This is a genomic window from Haloferax sp. s1, assembly GCF_058382125.1.
Genome location: NZ_JBZRPK010000328.1, coordinates 1 through 3,186, shown reverse-complemented (window position 1 = coordinate 3,186; position 3,186 = coordinate 1). Strand labels below are relative to the sequence as shown.

At 60.1% G+C, this 3,186-nt stretch carries 2 protein-coding genes; one reads left to right on the top strand and one right to left on the bottom strand.

Annotated elements, in window-relative coordinates; all coding sequences use genetic code 11:
* Positions 1-883, top strand: an 883-nt coding sequence (locus QT222_RS03755; RefSeq protein WP_491476354.1) for a class II fructose-bisphosphate aldolase, incomplete at its 5' end; no start/stop codon positions are given.
* Between the two features lie 52 nt (positions 884-935).
* Here QT222_RS03755 and QT222_RS03750 read toward each other — a convergent pair.
* On the bottom strand, positions 936-3,110 hold the full coding sequence (locus QT222_RS03750) for a GAF domain-containing protein (RefSeq protein ID WP_491476353.1): 2,175 nt from the start codon (positions 3,108-3,110) through the stop codon (positions 936-938).
* Between the last annotated feature and the right edge of the window lie 76 nt (positions 3,111-3,186).

The window sequence follows — 3,186 nt, the reverse complement described above, 5'->3', positions numbered from 1 at the left end:
GATGAACTCGGACCTTCTGTTACAACTCAGCGGCGGGGCCTGCAAGTTCGCGGGCAACGGTGACCCTGTCGCGGGCCTGAAGGCCATGGGTAACTACATCGAGGTCATCGCCGAGCAGTACGACATCGGCGTCTTCCTCAACATGGACCACCAGACGGACCTCGAGTTCATCGAGCAGCAAATCGAACTCGACATCCCGTCATCGATTATGATTGACGCCTCGCACGAACCGTTCGACGAGAACGTCGCGACGAGTCGCGAGGTCGTCGAGATGGTCGAGGCCGCAGGCTCCGACACCCTCATCGAGGCCGAACTCGGCCAAATCAAGGGCGTCGAAGACGAAATCGAAGCCGAAGAGGCGTTCTACACGGACCCCGAGCAGGCCGTCGAGTTCGTCGACAAGACGGGTGCTGACCTGCTTGCTATCTCTGTCGGCACGCAACACGGCGTCGCCAAGGGTAAGGACCTCGAACTCCGCCCTGACCTCGCGCGCGACATTCGTCAGGCGCTTCGCGACCACGGACTCGATACGCCGCTCGTCCTCCACGGCTCTTCGGGCGTCCAGCCCGACCAGCTTCAGGAGATGCTCAAACACGGCATCTGCAAGGTCAACAAGGACACGCGCTACCAGTACGAGTACACGCGGACCGCCTACGACCTCTACAGCGAAGACCCCAACGCCATCGTCCCGCCGGAAGGCGTCGAAGGCACTCGCGACACGTTCTTCAACGACACCGAGTGGTCACCTGACAAGTCGGTGTTTGACCCGCGCGTCGTCGGCCGTGACATCCGCGGGCGTATCGCCGACGTACACGCCGACTTGACGGAAGTCTCCGGCAGCGCCGGGAAGAGCCTCTTCAAGCAACTGTCGTCGAAAGCATAGAGTCAGATTCTCGTTCGAACGCTGTCGAGACGCCTACCGACAGACGCGTTCGTTACTGCGTCTGCGCTGTTTTCTCCGTGGATTCACTGCGCTCAGATTCGAATTCGAAGCGGGCACCGCCGTCTGCTCCGTCGGTCACCGAGACCGACCACCCGTGTTCGCGGGCGATAGCGGCGACGATACTCAGCCCGAATCCGGTTCCGTCATCGCTGTACGAGACGCCGTGGTCGAACACGTCCGCTTGCCGCTCCGGCGAAATACCGACTCCATCGTCTTCGACAGCGAACCCTGACCCGTCGGCAAGCTCTTCGACTGTCACGTTGACGTCGCCCCCACCGTGTTCGATTGCGTTCCGGAACAAGTTCTCGAACAGGTGCTTCAACCGGTTTGCATCCCCGTGAACCGTCGGTAGCGACTCGGAGAGTGAGAGGTTCGCCTTGTCGGTATTGACGTACCCCCACGACTCCTCCGCCAGTTTCTCGAGGTCGATTTCGGAGCTATCGTCGATGGGTCGTTCGCCGCGGGAAAGCGTGAGGAGGTCTTCGATGAGGTTCTCGATACGTTCGTGTGCGGACCGTACCCGGTCGAAGTACTGTTCGTTTCCGGTTTCGGCAGCGATGTCGAGAAAGCCGGACGCGACTGTCAGTGGATTCCGAAGGTCGTGAGCGACGACATCTGCGAACTCGTCAAGGCGTTCGTTCTGCCGCCTGAGTTCGTTCTCTCGTTTCGCCCGAACCATCGCGGCTTCGGCGGACGCAGCGAGGATTCGAAAGAGGTCGGTGTCACGGTCAGTAAACTCCCGCGACGACGTCGAACCGGTGAGCAAGAGACCGTGCCGCCCGAGCGGGACGATTATCTCACTTCGCATCTCGGTGTCCTTGTTGTATCGGCCGTCGTGTTGTCGAACGTCGTCGTAGACGCGGATTTCACCCGACTCGAAGGACTCCCAGGCGAGACTCTCTCCGGCCGTGAGTGTCGGCGTCTCCCCGTACAGGTCGCGCGCCGCGCTCGTCTCGGTGAGTGGGACGAGCGCATCTTCCTGCTCGTCGTACTCCCAGATACTCGTCACCTCGAGTCCGAGCACGTCGACCGCGGCTTCGACGGCGATTTCGCCGACTTCCTCGGTCGACGACGCGACGGTGAGTTCCTGTGCGGTCTGCTGGAGTTCCCGCAGACTCCGCTCGATTCGTTTCTGCGGCGTGATATCTTCGAGGATGGCGATTACCCGGTCGACGCCTCCTTCTGGGTCCGCTATCGAGGCCGTCGAGAGCAACAAGTCGAGTTTGTCTCCGGCTTTCGTCTGCCGCCGAATCTCTTTGCCGTAGACTCGCTCGCCCGCAAACGTTTTTGCTAGGTGACTCTCGTACTCGTCTATCTTCTCGTCTGGAACCAGCGGATTGAACGTTCCGATGACCTCCTCTCTCGACCACCCGAACATCTCTTCGGCACCCTGATTCCAGAGAAGCAGGTTTCCACGTCTACCGACTTCCATAATCGCCATCGGTGCAGTCTCGATGAGTGATTCGAGTCGCCGATTCGTCTGTTCGAGCTCGGTTCGACTGCGGTCGCGTGATAACTCCGCGCTGACCAGTTCGCCGAGGAGTTCGACGAGTGTTCGCTCGAACTCCCCGAACGGTGTCTTACGGGTTGACGAACTGGAGAAGTTCACCGTCCCGTATCGTTCGCCATCGACTGTGAGCGGGGCCCCGATATACGCTTTCAGCCCGAACTCCTGATACGCGGGGTGGGACTCGTATCCGGCGTCGACCGCGTCTATGAATGAACATACCTCGTCGTTTTCGACGACCTCTTTGCAGTAGGTCGATCCGAGGTCGAATCGGTCGCCGACAGAGATCTCGCCACCGGTCGGGTGAATCGCACGGATTTCGTAGTCGTTCCCGTCGATATTGGAGACGACACCGAGGTCGAGTCCGAGCGTTTGACAGCCGATTTCGAGCAGCTTTGTTAGTCGTTCGTCGGCCGAGAGGGTTGCATTTCCCATCACCCGCTGGACCGCCTGAAGCGCGTCTCGCTCCTGTTCGAGTTGCTGCTGTGCTTCGTAGCGTTCAGTCACGTCTCGCGCGACAATGAGGACCTGTTTTTCAGTTGCGTCGTACAGTGGCGCGAGTCTGACGTCGAACGCCCGGCGTCCGAACGTCGTATCGGCCGTCATCTGGAGGTCAAAATCATACAGCCCAGCCGGGACACCGCTACACCAGGCTTCCATATCCTAGAGCGCCTCGCGGACTGTCTCGCGCAAGCGCTCCTAGATGTCGACAGAAACGACGCCGTCTATAGAATCG

Coding starts and splice junctions, on each gene's coding strand:
- QT222_RS03750 (WP_491476353.1), bottom strand. CDS start 3,110: ATGGAAGCCTGGTGTAGCGGTGTCCCGGCTGGGCTGTATGATTTTGAC.